Source organism: Streptomyces sp. NPDC028991 (genome assembly GCF_055564775.1).
On the sequence record NZ_JBVHVP010000003.1, the window covers coordinates 293251 to 311101 of the forward strand.

18 protein-coding genes are annotated in these 17851 nt (G+C 74.1%); 9 read left to right on the forward strand and 9 right to left on the reverse strand.

Annotated features, from left to right (window positions below; translation table 11 throughout):
- The first annotated feature begins 119 nt into the window (after positions 1-119).
- The 3 genes from ACZ4V1_RS08935 to ACZ4V1_RS08945 all read left to right on the forward strand — a co-directional run bounded on the left by ACZ4V1_RS08935 (position 120) and on the right by ACZ4V1_RS08945 (position 2339).
- Positions 120-596, forward strand: a complete 477-nt coding sequence (locus tag ACZ4V1_RS08935) for an Lrp/AsnC family transcriptional regulator (protein ID WP_468331609.1) — start codon at positions 120-122, stop codon at positions 594-596.
- Between the two features lie 28 nt (positions 597-624).
- Positions 625-1320: an HAD family hydrolase gene (locus ACZ4V1_RS08940; RefSeq protein WP_468331612.1), complete on the forward strand. Its 696-nt coding sequence runs from the start codon at positions 625-627 to the stop codon at positions 1318-1320.
- 278 nt (positions 1321-1598) lie between these two features.
- Positions 1599-2339 carry a DUF4142 domain-containing protein gene (locus ACZ4V1_RS08945; protein WP_468331615.1) on the forward strand — a complete coding sequence of 247 codons (741 nt, stop codon included), beginning with the start codon at positions 1599-1601 and terminating at the stop codon, positions 2337-2339.
- Positions 2340-2363: 24 nt separating this feature from the next.
- Here the strand turns inward: ACZ4V1_RS08945 and ACZ4V1_RS08950 are convergent, their stop codons facing one another.
- Positions 2364-3170 carry a LysR family substrate-binding domain-containing protein gene (locus tag ACZ4V1_RS08950; protein WP_468331618.1) on the reverse strand — a complete coding sequence of 269 codons (807 nt, stop codon included), beginning with the start codon at positions 3168-3170 and terminating at the stop codon, positions 2364-2366.
- Between the two features lie 109 nt (positions 3171-3279).
- Between ACZ4V1_RS08950 and ACZ4V1_RS08955 the strand changes: the two genes are divergently transcribed.
- Positions 3280-3687 carry a DUF5997 family protein gene (locus ACZ4V1_RS08955; protein ID WP_468331621.1) on the forward strand — a complete coding sequence of 136 codons (408 nt, stop codon included), beginning with the start codon at positions 3280-3282 and terminating at the stop codon, positions 3685-3687.
- A gap of 106 nt (positions 3688-3793) precedes the next feature.
- Here ACZ4V1_RS08955 and ACZ4V1_RS08960 read toward each other — a convergent pair whose 3' ends face one another.
- The 3 genes from ACZ4V1_RS08960 to ACZ4V1_RS08970 all read right to left on the reverse strand — a co-directional run bounded on the left by ACZ4V1_RS08960 (position 3794) and on the right by ACZ4V1_RS08970 (position 6103).
- Positions 3794-4321 (reverse strand): DUF1360 domain-containing protein, encoded by a 528-nt coding sequence (locus tag ACZ4V1_RS08960; protein WP_468331624.1) that lies wholly within the window; start codon positions 4319-4321, stop codon positions 3794-3796.
- 86 nt (positions 4322-4407) lie between these two features.
- The gene (locus ACZ4V1_RS08965; protein WP_468331627.1) at positions 4408-4794 is read right to left on the reverse strand and encodes a DUF2267 domain-containing protein; all 387 of its coding nucleotides are present in this window, start codon (positions 4792-4794) and stop codon (positions 4408-4410) included.
- Between the two features lie 73 nt (positions 4795-4867).
- Positions 4868-6103, reverse strand: coding sequence for an MGDG synthase family glycosyltransferase (locus tag ACZ4V1_RS08970; RefSeq protein ID WP_468331630.1), 1236 nt, complete (start codon positions 6101-6103; stop codon positions 4868-4870).
- Positions 6104-6340: 237 nt separating this feature from the next.
- On the opposite strand from ACZ4V1_RS08970, the gene ACZ4V1_RS08975 reads away from it, so the two are divergent.
- From ACZ4V1_RS08975 to ACZ4V1_RS08990, 4 genes are all read left to right on the forward strand, one after another.
- Positions 6341-7195: an SDR family NAD(P)-dependent oxidoreductase gene (locus ACZ4V1_RS08975; RefSeq protein ID WP_468331633.1), complete on the forward strand. Its 855-nt coding sequence runs from the start codon at positions 6341-6343 to the stop codon at positions 7193-7195.
- A 27-nt stretch (positions 7196-7222) separates the two neighbouring features.
- Complete coding sequence (locus ACZ4V1_RS08980; protein WP_468331636.1) at positions 7223-8143, forward strand: DMT family transporter; 921 nt, start codon at positions 7223-7225, stop codon at positions 8141-8143.
- A 102-nt stretch (positions 8144-8245) separates the two neighbouring features.
- Positions 8246-9073 carry a polysaccharide deacetylase family protein gene (locus tag ACZ4V1_RS08985; protein WP_468331640.1) on the forward strand — a complete coding sequence of 276 codons (828 nt, stop codon included), beginning with the start codon at positions 8246-8248 and terminating at the stop codon, positions 9071-9073.
- A gap of 290 nt (positions 9074-9363) precedes the next feature.
- Complete coding sequence (locus tag ACZ4V1_RS08990; RefSeq protein ID WP_468331643.1) at positions 9364-11139, forward strand: glycoside hydrolase family 15 protein; 1776 nt, start codon at positions 9364-9366, stop codon at positions 11137-11139.
- Between the two features lie 156 nt (positions 11140-11295).
- On the opposite strand, the gene ACZ4V1_RS08995 is transcribed toward ACZ4V1_RS08990, so the two are convergent.
- The 4 genes from ACZ4V1_RS08995 to ACZ4V1_RS09010 are packed head-to-tail and all read right to left on the reverse strand — an operon-like array spanning position 11296 to position 16166.
- Positions 11296-12426, reverse strand: coding sequence for an XdhC family protein (locus ACZ4V1_RS08995; RefSeq protein ID WP_468331646.1), 1131 nt, complete (start codon positions 12424-12426; stop codon positions 11296-11298).
- A complete protein-coding gene (locus ACZ4V1_RS09000; RefSeq protein ID WP_468331649.1) occupies positions 12419-14590 on the reverse strand; it encodes a xanthine dehydrogenase family protein molybdopterin-binding subunit in 2172 nt (723 codons plus the stop codon). The genes ACZ4V1_RS08995 and ACZ4V1_RS09000 overlap by 8 nt, the downstream gene beginning before the upstream one ends.
- A complete protein-coding gene (locus ACZ4V1_RS09005; RefSeq protein WP_468331652.1) occupies positions 14587-15579 on the reverse strand; it encodes an FAD binding domain-containing protein in 993 nt (330 codons plus the stop codon). The genes ACZ4V1_RS09000 and ACZ4V1_RS09005 overlap by 4 nt, the downstream gene beginning before the upstream one ends.
- Positions 15576-16166: a (2Fe-2S)-binding protein gene (locus ACZ4V1_RS09010; protein ID WP_468331655.1), complete on the reverse strand. Its 591-nt coding sequence runs from the start codon at positions 16164-16166 to the stop codon at positions 15576-15578. Before ACZ4V1_RS09010 ends, ACZ4V1_RS09005 begins: the two co-directional genes overlap by 4 nt.
- Before the next feature lie 208 nt (positions 16167-16374).
- Here ACZ4V1_RS09010 and ACZ4V1_RS09015 point away from each other — a divergent pair, with 208 nt between their 5' ends.
- Positions 16375-16998, forward strand: a complete 624-nt coding sequence (locus ACZ4V1_RS09015) for a TetR/AcrR family transcriptional regulator (protein WP_468331657.1) — start codon at positions 16375-16377, stop codon at positions 16996-16998.
- On the opposite strand, the gene ACZ4V1_RS09020 is transcribed toward ACZ4V1_RS09015, so the two are convergent.
- Positions 16961-17671, reverse strand: coding sequence for a response regulator (locus ACZ4V1_RS09020; RefSeq protein ID WP_468332318.1), 711 nt, complete (start codon positions 17669-17671; stop codon positions 16961-16963). The genes ACZ4V1_RS09015 and ACZ4V1_RS09020 overlap by 38 nt on opposite strands.
- Positions 17672-17851 lie beyond the last annotated feature (180 nt).

A 17851-nucleotide genomic window follows, 5' to 3' on the forward strand; every position in this document is an offset into this window, starting at 1 on the left:
GAGCATCCCCGCCACCAGTGGCTCAACTGGCTCGTGCCAGAGTGGGCCATTGGTACAGTACTGGTGGCATTCCTACGGCCACCGAAGAGCCAATGGCCGACGAGGGGACCCGGGCCGCCATGGCAGTCGACGAACTCGACACCCGCATCCTGCGGCTGCTGCTGGAGCAGCCGCGCACCAGCGTGCGCGAGTACGCCCGCCTTCTGGGGATCGCCCGCGGCACGCTCCAGGCCCGGCTCGACCGGCTGGAGCGGGACGGCGTGATCACCGGCACCGCACCGTCCCTCTCCCCCGCCGCGCTGGGCCACCCGGTGCTCGCCTTCGTGCACATCGAGGTCACCCAGGGCCACCTGGACGAGGTGGGCGAGGCACTGGCGGCCGTGCCGGAGATCGTGGAGGCCTTCTCCATCACCGGCGGCGGAGACCTGCTGACCCGCGTCGTGGCGCGCGACAACGCGCACCTGGAGGACGTGGTCCAGAAGCTGATCAGCCTGCCGGGGGTGGTCCGCACCCGCAGCGAGGTGGTGCTGCGCGAGCGCGTCGCGCACCGGCTGCTGCCCTTGGTGGAGTCGATCGGGCGCACGGCACGAAAGTGAGCGCCGGGCCCTTGGCATGCTGGGCCTCATGAGCACTCTCGGCGGCATCTCGGTCATCTTCGATCTCGACGGAACGCTCGTGGACAGCGAGCCGAACTACTACGAGGCGGGCCGGCGGACCCTCGCCGAGTACGGCGTACCGGACTTCACCTGGGCGGACCACGAGGGATACGTGGGCATCAGCACCCAGGAGACGGTCGCCGACTGGAAGCGGCGGTACGGCCTGCGCGCCCCGGTGAAGGAACTGCTCGCCGTCAAGAACCGCCACTACCTGGACCTGGCCCGCGCCTCCGCCCGCGCGTACCCGGAGATGCGCGCGTTCGTCGAACTGCTGGCGGGCGAGGGCGTGCCGCTGGCGGTGGCGTCGGGATCCTCGCCCGAGGCCATCGAGGCGATCCTGTCCCGCACCGGCCTGGACGCGCATCTGCGCACGGTCGTCTCGGCCGACGAGGTCGCGCGGGGCAAGCCCGCGCCCGACGTCTTCCTGGAGGCGGCGCGCCGGCTCCGGGCGGACCCGCGGGACTGCGTGGTCCTGGAGGACGCCGCCCCCGGGGCCGCCGCCGCGCACGCGGCCGGGATGCGCTGCATCGCGGTCCCGTACGTCGCGGCGCAGGCCGACGCCCCGGAATTCACCACCGCCGGGCTGCTGCTGCGCGGTGGTCAGGGCGAGTTCACCGCGCGGGCGGCGTACGACTGGCTCGCCCGGGCGGTCCGGGCCGGCTGACCGTACTGACGGGAGGCCGACGAGGGCCGACGGGGCGGGCGAGGGCAGACGAGGCGGGCGAGGGCAGACGAGGGACGGGGCAGACGAGGGGCAGGGGCAGAGGGGCGGAGGGCCGACAGGCGGAGGGCCGACAGGCGGAGGGCCGACAGGCGGAGGCAGAGGGGCGGGGGCCGACGGGCGGGGCGGGCGGGAGCAAGTTTTTACCCGCGGAGGTGATCGGTCGGCCGTTCGTATCCGTACCTCCTGGTGTCCGAGCCTGTCTTGCCCCAGGAGGCACGATGCGCATCACGCGCACCACGGCAGGGACCGCCTTCGTGGCCGGTGCCCTGGTCCTCACCCTCACCGCGCTCGCCTACCCGACGATGCTCGGGGTGCAGAACACGGCCAGTACGCAGGACCGTGTCATCACCAACACGGTGTACGGGCCACTCACCGAGGCAGACCGGGACTTCGTGGTGAAGGTCCGGGCCGCGGGACTGTGGGAACACCCCCTGGGCCTGATGGCCATGGAGCGGGGCTCGTCTCCCGAGATGAAGGAGGCCGGCGAGCACCTGGTCGTCGGGCATGCCCGCCTCGACGCGACCTGCCGCAAGATCGCGCCCGAGCTGGGCGTCACCCTGCCCAACCAGGCGTCCCCGCAGCAGCAGCAGTTCGTGTCGACCGTGGACGGGACCACGGGCAAGCAGTTCGACACCACCGCGGTCAACATCATGCGGATCACGCACGGCCAGATCTTCCCGGTCATCGCCAAGGTCCGGGCCAACACCAAGAACAGCCTGGTGCGGCAGTTGGCCGATCAGGCCAACGACACCGTGCTCGACCACATCACCGTGCTGGAGAAGACCGGCCTGGTCAACTTCGACCAGGTCAACTTCCAGCAGTCGGCCCCGCCGAGCCTGCCCAAGGTGCAGCTCACCCCGCCGGCTCCGCAGCCGGGTGAGCCTGTGCTCTCCCTCACCGCGCCGCCGGGGCTGGAGGTCAACACCTCGGCGCCGACGCCCAGCCCGACGGTCCGCTGACGCCGTTCGGGAGCGCCGGGGGCATCAACCGCGGCGAGGCTTGCCGCGCCTGCCGCTCTTGGTACCGCCGCTCTTGGCGCCGCCCTTGCCGCTCTTGCCGCCGGTGCGGGTACTGCCGGCCGCGCCGCGCCGTGCCCCGCCGGCCTGCTTCCCGGTCGGCGGTTTGCGCCGCGCGGGGGACGTCTCGGTGCGCTCGCCCTTCGCGGGTGCCTGGGCGGGCTGCCGGCCGCGGGTGCTGTTGACGGTCCGGCCCCGGACGATGCCGATGAAGTCCTCCACCCGGTCCGTGTGCGCGTCCTCGGGCCAGGACAGCGCCACGTCCGACTCGGGGGCGTCCGTGACCGTCCGGTACGTGAGGTCCTTGCGGTGGTGCAGCCGGGCCAGCGACAGGGGCACGAGCAGCACGCCGATCCCGGCCGCCACCAGCTCGACGGCGTCCGCCGTGGTGGCCGGACGCTCGAGGGCGGGCCGGCCCGGCAGCCGCTCCCAGCCGAGGACGTCGTCCAGGGGGTGCAGCACGATCTCGTCGGCCAGGTCCTCGACGGTCACCTCGTCGGCCGCGGTGACGAGGTGGTCCTTGGGGGTCACCACCACCGTGGTCTCGGTGTAGAGGGGGATCGCGCTGAGGACGGTCCGGTCGACGGGGAGCCGCACCAGCCCGGCGTCGGCTTCGCCGCCCCGCAGCACGTCGTCCGCCTCGACGGCGGGCACCTGGGTCAACGACAGCGGGATGTCGGGCAGTCGCTCGTTCCAGATGCGCACCCATTTGTCGGGCGTCACCCCCGGGACGTAAGCGAGCCGGAACGAGGGGGGTTCTTCCGAGCCTGTCACCCGGCCAGGTTACCGGGCGTGGTCGAGTACGGCGGCCACCAGGCACGGCCGGAGCCGCGGTCACCGGGCGTGGTCGGCGGTCGCGCAGACGATCGATACCCTTGACACCATGACGTCGCACCAGAACACCCAGACCATGAAGCCCGCGACCGCGGCGAAGAAGCTGGGTGTGTACCTCGAGGCCACACCCGCCGAGTTCCGGGAGGGCGTCGTCACGCGCGCCGAGCTGAACGCGCTCCAGACCGATCCGCCCGCGTGGCTGCGGGAGCTGCGGCGCGACGGTCCGCACCCGCGCCCGGTGGTCGCGGCCAAGCTGGGCGTCTCCATCGCGGGTCTGCACCGGGGCGGGGTCACGGAACCGCTCACCACGGAACAGATCGAGACGCTGAAGGAAGAGCGCCCGGAGTGGCTGGAGCGGGAGCAGGCCGTCCAGGCCGACGTCCGCAAGGAGGCGGCTCGGGTGAAGCAGCTGCACGCCGAGCGGGCGGAGCGGGCCGAACGCGCGGAGCGCGACTGACGGTACCGACGGGCGGCGCGCTCGTGCAGCCCGCCGCTCGTGCAGCCCGCCGCTCGCGCACTGCGCGCTCCTCACTCGGCCGCCCCTCGGGCATGCCCCCTCTCGGTCACCCCTCGGCCTTCTGCTCCGTCACACTCCACGCGTACTGCAGCCAGTCCGACACCACGACGGCACTCAGGCCGGCACACAGCAGCCGGGCGGCACGGGGCGCGGCGGCATAGGTGCCGACGAGCCCGCCGGCCACCCAGGCGGAGGTGCAGAACGGGCAGGAAACCAGGTCGCCGACTGCGCGACGCAGCCCGTCGCCACGCGGCGCGTCCATCACCTCGTTGGCGTTGCTTTCGCGCTCGCGCCGCGTGAACGGGGCCCGCAGAAAGCTGGTGACCTTGTCCTTGGTCAGCAGCCGGGACGCCTTGAACGTCGCCACCCCCAGCAGTGCCACATCCCAGGCCGGGACGGTTTCGGGCAGCCGCACTCCACGGCGCCACGCGGTCGCGGCGAAGACCCCGGCACCCGCCGCGAAGGTGGTCGCGAGCGTCGCATAGCCCGCCAGCGGCGTGTCCCCCTCTTCGTCATAGCGTGCGTCGGGGCGGTCATCGCGGCGTTCGCCGGGGTGCTGCTCGCCGTCCGTCATCAATGCCTCCTCGCGGGTACCGTCTCTTCGGCCGGGACCGGGTGCCCGCTTCCCGCCCTCTTCAACGCGGGCGCGCGGACCGCCTCTCAGTACGGTGCCGGTCCGCCGAAGAGATCGGCGCAGTCCGCGGGCAGGTGGGCCAGGAGACGGTCGACGTGTTCGCCGGGGACCGCTTCGGTGAGGGTCGAGAGCACGGCGCCCGCGTCCCATTCCGCGGTGCGCGGCCGGGCGCCCGTCTGCTGAGCCACGCGCCGCAGGAACTCCTCGCGGTCGAAGGACTCGGGACGCCCGCGCTCCAGGCGCAGCGCGTCGTTCAGGGGCGCGGGCAGGTCGGCGGCCAGGCCCGCGGCCTCCTCCGGGCCGACGCGGGACGCGATCACCCACAGGACTGCCGTACTGACCTGCTCGGCCTCCTCGTCGCTGTGGTACTCGCCGCGGTCGCGGACCAGGGTCAGGAATTCGTCGAGCCGCACGGCGTCGCCTCCTTCGCCGGTTCACGCTCCGGGCCGGGTGCCCACCGACCGGGCCGGGGAAACGGGCGCGGTCTCACCGGTGTGCGCGCTCGACGTCGGCGAGGGCGGTCACCCGGGCCACCGCGTCGTCCGTGAACAGCGCGTGCCCGGCGGCGATCCGTTCCCGCCGGGCCGGGCCCGGGGCGGTGAGCCGCCGCAGCGCGCCGAGCAGCGCGGTCCCGTTCTCGGCAAGGTCCGAAACACCCAGCGCGGCCATCCGCCGGACACCGTCCGCGCCGTGTCCGGGTATCGGACGGTAACCCACGACCGGCAGTCCGGCGGCGAGCGCCTGTACGGCGGTCTGGCCGGCGGCGTTGTCGATCAGGGCACGGGCGGCGTGCAGCAGGCCGGGCATGTCCGTCACCCAGCCCAACGCGGCCACGTCCGGTGCGCCGGACAGCTCACGGCGCAGCCGTTGGTTGTCCCCGCAGAGTACGACCGGCAGGAAGCCGTGGTCCGTCAGGAGCCGGACGGTGGCGTCCAGGTGTGAGCCGACCCCCCAGGCACCGGCGGACAGCACCACGGCGGACCGCCCCGGACCGATCCGGTCGAACAGCCCCTGCCACTCGGCCGCTCCAGGAGCGAAAGGAGCGGAAGGAGCGGAAGGAAAAGGGGAGGCGGAGGAAACAGGTGGAGCGGAGGAAGCGGGGGTGTCGGGCGCGGGAGCGCCGGGAGTGGGGATATCGCGCGTGGCGGAATCGCGCGTGGCGGAATCGCGAGTGGGAGCGTCGGCGAAGAACTCCGGAGCGACGACCGGACCGCACGTCCACGCGGACGCGGACGCGCCGATACTCTCCCGCACCTCGCGCGCCGCGTCCTCCGTGAGGCACAGGTGGTGGTCGTTGCCGGGATGCAGCCACTGCCGGTGGACGGCGAAGTCGATCACGAGGACGACGCTGGGCACCGACAACAGCCCGCGTGCGCGGAGATGGCCGGTCAGCTGGGCGCCGAGATGGAAGACGGGGACCACCACGTCCGCACCCCAGCGCTCGGCCAGCTCGCGCAGCCGGCCGCCGGCGAGCCGGGCGAGGGGTGTACCGCCGGGCCGGCGACCGGCACCGGGACGCAGGAACAGGCGGTACAGGACGGCGTAGACCCAGGGGAAGTGGCGTACCGAACCGCGGTAGAAGTGCCGCAGCGCACTGCCCAGCCCGTACGGCAGCAGCGTGAGGACGTCGACGATCAGGGCCTCGTCCCCGCGTTCCCGGGTCCGGCGGACCAGTTCGGCCGCGACCGTGTCGTGCCCGGCGCCCATGCTCGCGCTGACCACCAGCACACGCCTTCCGGCCCGGGGGGCGCGTGGGCTCGTGGGCCGGTGGGGCGCCGGTGAGCTGCGAGGATGCACGGCGGTTCAAGTTACCTTTCCGGCATGTCCCAAACCACTGCACAAGTGGGCGTTTCGTGCGTTACAGCAGGGATACTCCGTGACCGCCCGTCCGGTCGAGCGCCGGAGCCCGACCGTCCGGTCGGTTTCTCCCGGTGTCCGCCCCGAGCCAAGGTGGTCCTCATGGTCCATGCGTTCTCCCGCCCCCGGGCCGCGCCCGGGACGCAGGTCGCCGCGTCCGACGCGGATCACGCCAGGACCCGTCGGGAGCCCGTCGGCATCCGGAGCACGCGGACGCGTACCGCGCTCGTGACGGGCGCGTCGTCCGGCATCGGCGCGGCCTTGGCCCGACGGCTGAGTGACGAGGGCGGCTGGCGGATGGTGCTCAGCGGACGCGATCCTTCCCGGCTGCGCGAGGTGGCCGAGGACGCCTCGGCCACCGCCTTCGCCGCGGACCTCACCCTGCCCGGCACCGACCGGCAGCTCGCCGACTTCACGCTGGCCACGGTGGGGCCGGTGGACCTCCTGGTGGCAGGTGCCGGGGTCGGCTGGGCCGGGGAGTTCCTGGACATGCCCCCGCACACCGTCGACGAGGTGCTCGACATCAACGTGCTGGCCACCCTGCGGCTGGTGCGACTCGTGCTGCCGGGCATGGTGGCGGCGGGATCGGGGCGGGTGGTGCTCATCGGATCGCTGGCGGGGAGTGTGGCGGTGCGCGACGAGGCCGTGTACTCCGCCGCCAAGGCCGCGGTCGGCGCCTTCGCGGACGCCCTGCGCTATGAGCTGCGCGGCACTGGCGTGGGGGTCACCCACGTGGTGCCCGGTGTCGTCGACACACCGTTCTTCGAGCGTCGCGGCACCCCCTACCTTCGGTCCCGACCGCGTCCGGTGCCCGCCGAGCGCGTTGCCGACGCGGTGCGGACCGCGGTGGTGCGGGGCCGGGACGAGGTCTACGTCCCCGGCTGGCTGCGCCTGCCGTGCCGGGTGCGGGGCGCGGCTCCGGGTCTGTACCGGCGGCTGGCCACGCGGTTCGGGTGAGCTCCGGATGAGCGGGAGCGCGCGGCGGTGAGTGTCCTCACCGTCGTCCTGGCCCTGTTCGCGGCGTTGTCCAACGCGGCGGCGTCGGTGCTGCAGCGCCGGGCCGCCGCGCAGGACGAGGACCGGGCCGGCGCCGTCCACACGGTGGTGCGCTCGCTGCTGCGGCTGGTGCGCGACCCGTACTGGGTGGCCGGCGCGGCGCTGCTCGCCCTGACGACGGTGCTGCAGGCGGCCGCACTGGCGGTGGGCAGTCTGGCCGTGGTCCAGCCGCTGATGGCCAGTGAGCTGCTGTTCACCCTGATGGTCGGCAGCGTGGTCTTCCACCGGCGTCCCGACCCGCGGACCTGGCTGGCGTTCGTCGCCCTGGCCGGGGGGCTCGCGCTGTTCCTGGGTAGCGCCGCGCCGGCGGCCGGCCATGACACGGCGACTCCGGGGCGGTGGGGCTGGGCCGGCCTGGCGCTGTTCGTCGTGGTGACGGCCCTCGCCTCGATCGGCAGCCTGGTACGGGGTGCTCCCCGCGCCGCGCTGTTCGGATCGGCGTCCGCGGTGGCGTTCGGTGGTACGGCGGGCCTGCTCAAGGAGGTCACCGGGCGGCTCCCGCAAGGGGTGGGCGCCGTCCTGACCCAGTGGCCGCCGTACGCCACGGCGGTGGTCGGTGTGATCAGCTTCCTGCTGCTGCAAAGCGCGCTGCGGGCCGGGACCCTCGCGGCGTCGCAGCCGGCGCTGACCCTCGGCGACGCGCTGACCAGCGTCGCCCTCGGCTGGGCCCTGTTCGGCGAACAGATCGCCCTCGGGGTCCGGGTGCTGCCCGAGCTGATCGGCGTGGCGCTGATCGGGCTCGGCAGCGTCGGACTGGCCCGCGCACCGTCGGTGCACGGCGCGTGGGACACGGCGCCGGCGGCACGGGACGGGCCGGATCCGTCCCGAAGTCACGACGCCACGAAGTAATGAAGCAAGAAAGCAAGAAAGCAACAAAGTATCGAAGTATCGAAGTAACAAAGTGACGAAGTGACGAAGTGACGAAGTGACGGAACAGACTGGAGCAGACGGATGCGTGAGGGCTTCCATGCCGGGCGGGCGGCCTGCGCCGTCGCGCCGGCCGTCGCCGCCGCCGCGCTGGCCCACATCGGTCCGGCCGCCACCTGGCTGCCGGAGCTGCGTCGGCGCCGGTTCCCGGGCCTGGCCGGACAGGGCCGCCCCGACCACGTCGCCCTCACCTTCGACGACGGCCCCCATCCGGCGTCCACACCGCACTTCCTCGACGTACTGGACGGGCTCGGTGTGCGGGCCACGTTCTTCGTGCTGGGCGAGAACGTCGTGCGCCACCCGGAGCCGGCCCTCGAGCTGGCCCGACGGGGGCACGAACTCGCCGTCCACGGCTGGGCGCACGACCGCCCTTGGCTGCCCTCGCCGACGCGTGACGCGCGCGAGCTGCGGCGTACGGTCCACGCGGTGGGCGAGGTCGCCGGGTGTCTCCCACGCTGGTACCGCCCGCCCTACGGCATCCTCACCTCCGGCCGCTGGGCCGCCGCCCGCCGGGCGGGGCTGCGGCCGGTGCTGTGGACGACGTGGGGCAAGGACTGGCGGCCGGACGCCACGCCCGCCTCGGTACGGGCCACCGTGGCGGCGGACCTGCGTGGGGGCGGCACGATTCTCCTTCACGACACCGACCACGTCTGCGCCCCGGGCAGCTGGCGGGCCGCCCTCGGTGCCCTGCCCGGCATCGTGCGCGACTGTCGAGAGGCGGGGCTCGTGGTGGGGCCGCTGGGCGAGCACGGGGTGGTCGGGGCGGAGGAGCGGGGGCAGGGACGCGCCGGGGCGGGCATGACGGCGGGCGTGGACTCGGGGCCGAGGACGGGTTCGGGCGCGAGCCCGTGAACGCGCGGTGCGGCTGTGGGGGGTGCGCGATGCGGCTGCGGGGTGTGCGCGGTGCGGTGAACGGGACGGCCGGCACGGGCCGGCTCAGGCGGGACGGCCGGCGCGCGACCACCGAAACGGGTCGGTCAGGGCGGGACGGGCCGCACTGGGGGCCGCCGAGACGGGCCGCACGGGGAGCGGCCGACACGGGGCGGCCACACGGAGTGGGCCGCGTCGGCGGGCGGCGGGCATCCCGGTGACGTCGGGAGCGTCGCCGTTTCGGTCTCCGGCGCCGGGATAGCCGTAGCGTCATGAACGACAGCGGCGATCAGCGTGCGGCGGGCCCGGACCCGTCGTGCCCTCCCTGGGCCCTGCGCGAGTACGCCGTGCTGGCCGACGGTGAGCGGGGAGCGGTCCTGGACCCCCGGGGCCGGATCGTGTGGCTGTGCGCGCCACGCTGGCACGACGACGCGGTGTTCTCCGCGCTCATCGGCGGGGCCGGGCACTTCAACGTGGAGCCGGCCGACCCCTGGCACGTCTGGGGCGGCTCCTACGAGGAGGGCACGCTGATCCGGGTGAGCCGGTGGGTGACCTCCGGGTGCGTGATCGAGTGCCGTGAGGCCCTCGCCCTGCCGGCCCGCACCGACCGGCTCGTGCTGCTGCGCCGGATGCGTGTGGAGCGGGGCGAGGCACGGCTGGCCCTGGACCTGGACCCGCGACCCGGCTTCGGGAACGGCCGGTTGCGCGGCCCCCGGCTGGAGAACGGGGTGTGGACGGCCGAGGCGGCAGGGCTGCGGATGCGGTTCGCCGGGGCGCCCGAGGCCGTCTGGCGGGCCGGCGGCGGCCTGTGCGGGGAGTTCCGGCTGCGCGAGGGCGAGATGCACGACCTGGTGCTGGAACTGTCCGAGCGCCGGGAGACCGGACCGCTCGACGCCGACGCGTTGTGGCGGTCCACGGAGCGCGCGTGGCGGCGGGCCGTGCCGGACTGCTCGCGGCTGGTCGCGCCACGCGACGCCCGGCACGCGTACGCCGTGCTGCGCGGGCTGACCAGCGTCTCCGGCGGCATGGTGGCCGCCGCGACCACGTCGCTGCCGGAGCGGGCCAACAGCGGACGCAACTACGACTACCGCTTCGCGTGGCTGCGCGACCAGTGCTACGCCGGTCTCGCGGTCGCCGCGCACGGCCCCCACCCGCTGGTCGACGACGCCGTGCGCTTCGTCGCCGAGCGCATCCTCGAGGACGGTGACAAGGTCCGCCCCGCCTACACGGTCGACGGGCTGCCGGTGGGCGGAGAACGCCCGCTGCGGCTGCCCGGCTATCCCGGCGGCGCCGACCACGTCGGCAACGACGCGGGGGCCCAGTTCCAGCTGGACACCTTCGGCGAGGCGCTGCAGCTCTTCGCCGCGGCCGCCGCGTACGACCGGCTGACCGAGGAGGCGGAACGTGCCGCCGCCGTCGCCGTGGACGTCGTGGAACGGCAGTGGCTCAAGCCGGACGCCGGACTGTGGGAGCTGGAGGACCGGTGGTGGACCCATTCGCGGCTGAGCGTGGTGTGCGGTCTGCGGCGGATGGCGCAGGTACTGCCCGGGGCGGCGGGGCGGCGCTGCGCCGCACTCGCCGACGCCGTGCTGCGGGAGACCCGGCGCCGGTGCCTGGGCGCCGACGGCCGCTGGTGGCGGGCCGCCGACGACGACGGGCCGGAGGCCGCGCTGCTGGTGCCGATGGCCCGCGGCTGCGCGTTGGGGGACGACGATGGTGCGGCCACCCGCGCGTACATCCGGTCCCGGCTGGCCGAGGACGGGTATCTGTACCGCTTCGAACACACCGGAGAGCCGCTCGGTGACGCCGAGGGGGCCTTCCTGCTCTGCGGCTTCATGATGGCCCTCGCCACGCACCGGAGCGGCGACCGGGCCGGCGCCTTCCGCTGGTTCGAGCGCACCCGGGCGGCCTGCGGGCCGTCCGGGCTGTTCGCCGAGGAGTACGACGTGCGCCAGCGGCAGTTGCGCGGCAATCTTCCACAGGCCTTCGTGCACGCGGCGATGCTGGAGTGCGCCGTTCGTCTGGCCGACGAGTCGGCGCTGCCGTGACCCGGCCGCCGGAGCGCGCCCCGCCCCGGCACGGAACGACGGCTGCCCGCCGGCCCGTGGGGACGACAGCGCCCGGGCCGACCCGTGGGTACGACAGCGCCGGGCCGCCGGGTGCCGCCTGCCGGGACCGGCGGGCGGCCTGCCGGCGGCGCCCGGTCAGGCTGCCGCCCCGGCCACTTCCCGGTGGATCGGCGCCGCCCCGCCCGTCAGTGGCACGCCCGTTCCGCCGCGCCGGGCGGCGACGATCTCCGCCGTGATGGAGAGCGCGGTCTCCTCGGGCGTCCGCGCGCCGAGGTCGAGGCCGATCGGTGAGCGGAGCCGGGACAGCTCGCGCTCGGTCAGGCCCGCCTCACGGAGCCGGCGATTCCGCTCCTCGTGGGTGCGGCGCGAGCCCATCGCGCCGACGAACGCGACCGGCATGCGCAGGGCCTCCGTCAGCAGCGGTACGTCGAACCTGGCGTCGTGGGTGAGTACGCACAGCACCGTGCGCCCGTCGGTCGGCGTGCTCCGCAGGTAGCGGTGCGGCCAGTCGACCACCACCTCGTCGGCCTCGGGGAAGCGGGCCGGTGTGGCGAAGACGGGCCGGGCGTCGCACACGGTCACGTGGTGGCCGAGGAATTTACCGGCCCGCACCAGTGCCGCCGCGAAGTCGACCGCGCCGAAGACGATCATGCGGGGCGGTGGCACGCTCGACTCGACGAGCAGCGTCAGCCCGCCGGGGCAGTGCGAGCCGTCCGCCGAGAGGCCGACCGTGCCGGTGCGGCCGGCGTCCAGCAGCGCGCCGGCCTCGGCCACCGCCGTGCGGTCCAGGTCCAGGTGGCCGCCGAGACCGCCCTCGTACGAGCCGTCGGGGCGGACGAGCAGGGCCCGGCCCAGGAGTCCGGACGGGCCCCGGACGACCCGGGCGAGGGCCGCGGTACCGCCGTCGGCGGCGATCGACAGCGCCGCCCGGAACACCTTCCGCGAGGGCGCGTCCACGCCGACCGGCGTGACCATCACGTCGATGATCCCGCCGCAGGTCAGCCCGACCGCGAAGGCGTCCTCGTCGCTGTAGCCGAACCGTTCGCGCACCGTCTCGCCGCTGAGGAGGGCGTCGGAGCACAGCTCGTACACCGCGCCCTCCACGCAGCCGCCGGAGACGGAGCCGATCACCGTGCCCTCACTGTCGACGGCGAGGGCGGCGCCGGGCCCGCGCGGTGCGCTGCCGCCGACGGAGACGACGGTCGCGACGGCGAACTCCCGGCCCTCGGCGAGCCAGCGGTTCAGCTCGTCGGCGATGTCAAGCATCGGCCGCTCCCCCACCCGCGTCGGCCGCCTTCCCGTCCTCGGACAGCGCCGCCGACAGCACACGGTCGGGCCGGATCGGCAGGTTCCGGTGGCGGACGCCGGTGGCGTGCCAGACGGCGTTCGCGACGGCCGCCGCGGCGCCGACGATGCCGATCTCCCCGACGCCCTTGATGCCGACCGGATCGTCCGCGTCGGGGTCGTCCACCCAGTCGGCCTCGACGTCCGGGACGTCGGCGTGCGTGGCGACGTGGTAGCCGGCGAGGTCGGGGCCGTAGAGACCGCCGCTCGCCCGGTCCCGGACCGCTTCCTCGTGCAGGGCCATGGAGATGCCCCAGACCATGCCGCCGACGAGCTGGTTGCGGGCGGTGAGCGGGTTGACGATGCGGCCCGCCGCGAAGATGCCGAGCATGCGCCGCACCCGTACCTCGCCGGTCGCGGTGTCCACGGCCACCTCGGCGAACTGTGCCCCGAAGGAGTGCCGTTCCTTCTGTGCGAGGGCGCCGAGGGCCGCGGTGGTGTCGGAGCGCACGGTGATGCCCTCCGGCGGTACGGTCGTGCCCAGCGCGAGCCGTTCCCGAAGTTCGCGGGCCGCCATCGTGACCGCCCACGCCCAGGAACGGGTGCCCATCGAGCCGCCCGCGATCATCGCCGGCCCGAAGTCGCTGTCCCCGATCCGGACCCGGACGCGTTCGGGCGCGACCTCCAGTGCGTCGGCGGCGACCAGGGTGAGCGCGGTACGGGCGCCGGTGCCGATGTCGGCGGCGGCGATGCGCACGGTGAAGGTGCCGTCGGCCTCGGCGCTCACGAGGGCCGTGGAGGGGCCGGCGCCGGCCGGGAAGGAGGCCGCGGCCGTGCCGGTGCCCAGCAGCCAGCGTCCGTCGCGGCGCAGGCCGGGGCGCGGGTCGCGGTCGGCCCAGCCGAACCGGCGGGCGCCCTCGCGGAAGCAGGCGGCGAGGTTGCGGCCGCTGAACGGCTGTCCGGAGACCGGGCCCACCTCGGGCTCGTTGCGCAGACGCAGTTCGACCGGGTCGACGCCGCAGCGCTCGGCGAGTTCGTCGAGGGCCGCCTCGATGGCGAAGGAGCCCGGCGCCTCGCCCGGCGCGCGCATGAAGGTCGGGGACGGCACGTCGAGCCGTACGACGTGGTTGGCCGTGCGGTGGGCCTCGGCGTCGTACATCACCCTGGCGACACCGGCACTGGGCTCGACGAACTCGTACACGGTCGACGTCTGGCTCAGTGAGCGGTGCTCGAGGGCGCGCAGCCGTCCGTCGGAGTCGGCGCCGAGCCGCACACGCTGGGTGGTGGGGCTGCGGTAGCCGGCCAGCGAGAACATCTGCCGCCGGGTCATGACCACGCGCACCGGCCGCTGCAGGACGGTCGCGGCCATCACGGCGCAGACCTGGTGGGCGCGCAGGCCCTTGCTGCCGAAGCCGCCGCCGACGTGTTCGGACCGCACCCGCACGGAGGACTCGTCGAGGGAGAAGAGCTTGGCCAGCTCGCCCTGGATCCAGGTGGTGCCCTGGTTGGAGTCGACGACCTCCAGCCGGCCGCCGTCCCAGAGGGCGGTGGCCGCGTGCGGCTCCATCATGCTGTGGTGCTCTTCGGGGGTCGTGTACTCCGCGTCCAGGACGACGGCGGACGCGGCCAGTTGGGCCGCCAGGTCGCCCTTCTCGGTCTCCGCGGGCATGTGTCCGTCGACCGGATAGGCGTCGGGGTGGTCGGCGGTGAGCGTGATGTCGTGCGGTTCCTCGTCGTACGCGACGACGAGTGCCTCGGCGGCCTCCCGGGCCTGCTCGGGCGTCTCGGCGACGACGAGGGCGACCGGCCAGCCCGCGTGCGCCACCCGGTCGTTCTGGAAGACGGCGGCGGTCGGGTCCGGCCGGATGCCCAGCATGCCGACGTAGTCGGTGTCGACGCGGGGGGCGTTGCCGTGGTGCAGGACGGCGAGCACGCCCGGCATGCCGAGCACGGCGTCGGTGTCGATCGAGCGGATGCGGCCGCGGGCGACGGTGGACAGCGCCAGCCAGCCGTGCGCGAGGTCGGCGAAGGGGATCTCGCCGGCGTAGCGGGCCGCTCCGGTGACCTTGTCTCGGCCCTCCACGCGCGTGTGCGCGGTGCCGACGGCGCCCTTCGCCGTCGTACGGCCGGTCGTGGCGGTGGTCATCGGGCGGCCTCCTCTGCGAGTTCGGTCAGGACGGCCACCACGAGGTTGCGCATGAGGGGCACCTTGTATCCGTTGTCGGGCAGCGGCCTGGCGGCCGCGAGTTCGGCGTCCGCGGCGGCGGCGAAGGCCGCGCCGTCGGCCGGCCGGCCGGTCAGCACGTCTTCGGCGGCACGGGCCCGCCAGGGACGGGAGGCGACCGCGCCGAAGGCCAGCCGCGCGTCGCGTACGACGCCGTCCTCGACGTCGAGCGCGGCGGCGACCGAACCGGTCGCGAAGGCGTAAGAGGCGCGCTCGCGGACCTTGCGGTAGCGGGAGCGGGCGGCGACCGGGGCGTTCGGCAGGGTGACGCCGGTGATCAGCGCGCCGGGCGGCAGTGCGGTCTCCCGGTGCGGGGTGTCCCCGACGGGGAGGTAGAAGTCGGCCAGCGGCAACTCGCCCGGTCCGTCGGGTGTTTCGTAGGTGACGACGGCGTCGAAGGCGGTGAGGGCCACTCCCATGTCCGAGGGGTGCACGGCAACGCAGTGGTCGGTGGCACCCAGGACGGCGTGATTGCGGTGCTCGCCCGTGACGGCCGAGCAACCGCTGCCGGGCACCCGCTTGTTGCACGGCGCGCTGACGTCGGTGAAGTAGCCGCAGCGGGTGCGCTGGAGCAGGTTGCCGCCGACGGTGGCCATGTTGCGCAGCTGCCCGGAGGCGCCGGCCAGCACCGCTTGGGACAACGCCGGGTAGCGGCGCCGCACTTCGGGGTGTGCGGCGAGGTCGCTGTTGGTGACGGTCGCGCCGACGCGCAGGCCGCCGCCGGCGGTCGGCTCGATGCCGTCCAAGGGGAGTCCGCGGACGTCGACGAGCCGGGTGGGTCGTTCGACGCCGGTCTTCATCAGGTCGACGAGGTTGGTGCCGCCGCCGAGGAAGCGGGCGTCCGGGTCGGCGGCGAGCAGTGCCACCGCGCCGGAGACGTCGTCGGCGCGCTGGTAGCCGAACTCCCTCATGCCGCCGCCTCCTTCGCGGTCTCCGCCTCGGGCCCGCCCTGGGTCTTCTCATGGGCCTCGGCGGCTCGGGCGACCGCCTGGACGATGGAGACGTAGGCGCCGCAGCGGCACAGATTGCCGCTCATCCGTTCGCGGATCTCATCCGGCGTCAGGGGTGGCGGTCCCGCCTCGGGCCGTACGTCTTCGGTGGCGGCGCTGGGCCAGCCCGCCGCGTGTTCCTCGATGACGGCCACGGCCGAGCAGATCTGGCCGGGTGTGCAGTAGCCGCACTGGTAGCCGTCGAGGTCGAGGAAGGCCTGCTGCACGGGGTGCAGTCCGTCACCGTCGGCCATTCCCTCGATGGTGGTGATCTCGCGCCCCTCGGCGGCAACGGCCAGGTTCAGGCAGGAGACCGTGCGGCGCCCGTCGACCAGGACGGTGCAGGCACCGCATTGCCCCTGGTCACAGCCCTTCTTGGTACCGGTCAGATCGAGTCGCTCGCGCAGGGCGTCGAGCAGGGTGGTGCGGTGGTCGACGGTCAGGTGGTGCTTCTCGCCGTTGATGTTCAGGACGACCGCGCTGGACGTCGACGAGGGCGCTGGGGCCATGGTCAGCCTTCTTTGGTGTCTGGTGACAGGGAAATGGGCTGTAGGCAGTGGGTTCGACATGGCCGTAGGCCACCGGCCGGTCCTGCCGGCCGCATCCGCCGCTAAAGTGGGCGGGTAACCGGACAACTGTCCGCTCACTGAAAACGTAACGGACAGCTGTCCGCTTAGCAAGCACGGGATTCGGCCACGAAACCCGGGAGGAGGACGAGTGCCACCGCCGAAGAAGGACCAGCAGGAACAGAAGGAACAGACGGAACAAAGGGGCACTGACACTCCGTTGCGCTCGGACGCCCAGCGCAACCGCGAACGCATCCTTCAGGTGGCGACGGAGGAGCTGACGCGCCGCGCGGACGCCCCCCTGAGCGCCATCGCCAAGAAGGCGGGCGTCGGGCAGGGCACCTTCTACCGCAACTTCCCGAACCGCGAGGCGCTCGTCCTGGAGGTCTACCGCTACGAGATGCGGCAGGTGGCGGATGCCGCGCCCCAACTGCTCGCCACGCGGGAGCCCGGGCGGGCCCTGCGCGAGTGGATGGACCGTCTCGCCGGGTTCGCCATGACCAAGGCCGGGCTGGCGGACGCGATCCGGCTGGTCACCAGCGCGCCCGGAGGGCCGGAGAAACCGCGCCCCACCCCGGTCATGGACGCGGCCCGGCTCCTGTTGCGCGCCAACGAGGAGGCCGGCACCATCCGTCCCGGCATCTCCGCGGACGACTTCTTCCTGGTCATCGGTGGTCTCTGGCTGATCGACCCCGGCGAGGACTGGCAGCCGCGGGCCACCCGGTTCCTGGACTTCGTCATGGACGGACTGCGGGCGGGAGCACCAGGCCGGTGACCGCGCCACGGAATCGGTAGCGGCGTTCGGGACGGCCCGCCACGCCGTAGCGCAGGGAGACCTCCGCGCTGCCCACGGTGTGGAAGTACTCCAGGTAGCGGCGGGCACTGACCCGGGAGACGCCGGTCAGCGAGGCGCACTCACTCGCCGAGAGGGTGCCGTCGGCCTCGCGGAGAGTGCGCTCGACCAGGTCGGCGGTCTCCACACTCATGCCCTTGGGCAGCGCCGGGGCCGGGGCGGCCGGCGCCGCTCCCGCCAGTACGCGGTCGACGTCCGCCTGACTGTGCACCACCGTGCCGAGCAGCCGGCCCCGCTGGACGGCGTAGCGCTCCAGCCGGACCCGCAGGTCCTCGAACTCGAACGGTTTGAGCAGGTAGTCCACCGCGCCGTGCCGGACGGCGCCGCGCACCGCGTCCGCCTCCCGGGCCGCGCTGATCACCATGACGTCGCAGTCGTGGCCGGCGGCGCGCAGCCGGGGGATGACGTCGAGGCCGAAGCCGTCCGGCAGGTAGAGGTCGAGCAGGACCAGGTCGGGGCGGAGTTCCCCGACGGCGGCGATCGCCTGCTCCCCGGTGCCGGCGACCCCGACGACCCGGAAGGGGTCGACGCGCTCGACGAAGGCGCGGTGGACCCGGGCCACCATGAAGTCGTCGTCGACCACCAGCACGCCGATCGCGGCGTCGACGGCACGGGGCGCCGCACCGACCGGGGCGGCCGGAGCGGTGGGGGCGGCCGGTGCGGCCGGTGCGGCCGGTGCGGCCGTGGGTTCCGTACCGGTCGTAGGGGTGTGGTGCCCGGCACCGGTCGCAGCGGTGTCGCGCGCCCTACCGGTCGCAGCGGTGTGGCGCCCCCT

Excerpts from the sequence above, each read along its gene's own strand:
- ACZ4V1_RS08935 (WP_468331609.1), top strand. The coding sequence starts at position 120 with ATGGCAGTCGACGAACTCGACACCCGCATCCTGCGGCTGCTGCTGGAG.
- ACZ4V1_RS08940 (WP_468331612.1), top strand. The coding sequence starts at position 625 with ATGAGCACTCTCGGCGGCATCTCGGTCATCTTCGATCTCGACGGAACG.
- ACZ4V1_RS08945 (WP_468331615.1), top strand. The coding sequence starts at position 1,599 with ATGCGCATCACGCGCACCACGGCAGGGACCGCCTTCGTGGCCGGTGCC.
- ACZ4V1_RS08955 (WP_468331621.1), top strand. The coding sequence starts at position 3,280 with ATGACGTCGCACCAGAACACCCAGACCATGAAGCCCGCGACCGCGGCG.
- ACZ4V1_RS08960 (WP_468331624.1), bottom strand. The coding sequence starts at position 4,321 with ATGACGGACGGCGAGCAGCACCCCGGCGAACGCCGCGATGACCGCCCC.
- ACZ4V1_RS08975 (WP_468331633.1), top strand. The coding sequence starts at position 6,341 with ATGGTCCATGCGTTCTCCCGCCCCCGGGCCGCGCCCGGGACGCAGGTC.
- ACZ4V1_RS08985 (WP_468331640.1), top strand. The coding sequence starts at position 8,246 with ATGCGTGAGGGCTTCCATGCCGGGCGGGCGGCCTGCGCCGTCGCGCCG.
- ACZ4V1_RS08990 (WP_468331643.1), top strand. The coding sequence starts at position 9,364 with ATGAACGACAGCGGCGATCAGCGTGCGGCGGGCCCGGACCCGTCGTGC.
- ACZ4V1_RS08995 (WP_468331646.1), bottom strand. The coding sequence starts at position 12,426 with ATGCTTGACATCGCCGACGAGCTGAACCGCTGGCTCGCCGAGGGCCGG.
- ACZ4V1_RS09000 (WP_468331649.1), bottom strand. The coding sequence starts at position 14,590 with ATGACCACCGCCACGACCGGCCGTACGACGGCGAAGGGCGCCGTCGGC.
- ACZ4V1_RS09005 (WP_468331652.1), bottom strand. The coding sequence starts at position 15,579 with ATGAGGGAGTTCGGCTACCAGCGCGCCGACGACGTCTCCGGCGCGGTG.
- ACZ4V1_RS09010 (WP_468331655.1), bottom strand. The coding sequence starts at position 16,166 with ATGGCCCCAGCGCCCTCGTCGACGTCCAGCGCGGTCGTCCTGAACATC.